This window comes from Streptomyces niphimycinicus, assembly GCF_018883605.1.
GTDB lineage: Bacteria > Actinomycetota > Actinomycetes > Streptomycetales > Streptomycetaceae > Streptomyces > Streptomyces niphimycinicus.
Genome location: NZ_JAHLEM010000501.1, coordinates 1 through 539 on the forward strand (window position 1 = coordinate 1; position 539 = coordinate 539).

Genomic DNA, 539 nt, shown 5'->3' on the forward strand with positions numbered 1-539 from the left:
CGGACGAGCCGCAGGTGGCGATCCGCGCGGGCGCGGTGTCCGTGCCCCGGCTGGCGCGGGTGGCCGTGGAGCCGGAGCGGGACGACGCCCGGGGCCTCGACCCCGAGGGCACGGTGCTGGTGACCGGTGCGTCCGGTTCGCTGGGCGGTCTGGTGGCCCGGCATCTGGTGGCCGAGCGTGGCGTACGGCATCTGCTGCTGGTGAGCCGCCGTGGCGACCAGGCTCCTGGCGCCGCTGAACTCGGCGCGGAGCTGGCCGAGTTGGGCGCGAGCGTGCGTTGGGCGGCGTGTGATGTGGCGGACCGGGACGCGCTCGCCGCGGCCCTCGCCACCGTTCCCGCCGAGCATCCGCTGACCGCCGTCGTGCACACCGCCGGTGTGCTGGACGACGGTGTGATCGGCTCGCTGACGCCCGAGCGCGTCGACCATGTCATGCGTCCGAAGGTGGACGCCGCGTGGAATCTGCATGAGCTGACCCGCGAGCTGGACCTGGCGGCCTTCGTGCTGTTCTCGTCCTCCTCCGGTGTGTTCGGCGGCCCG

The 539-nt window shown here is 74.2% G+C and carries 1 protein-coding gene; it reads left to right on the forward strand.

The window, feature by feature from the left end:
• The coding region (locus KN815_RS34260) for an SDR family NAD(P)-dependent oxidoreductase (RefSeq protein ID WP_216345744.1) at window positions 1–539 on the forward strand (539 nt) is incomplete at both ends.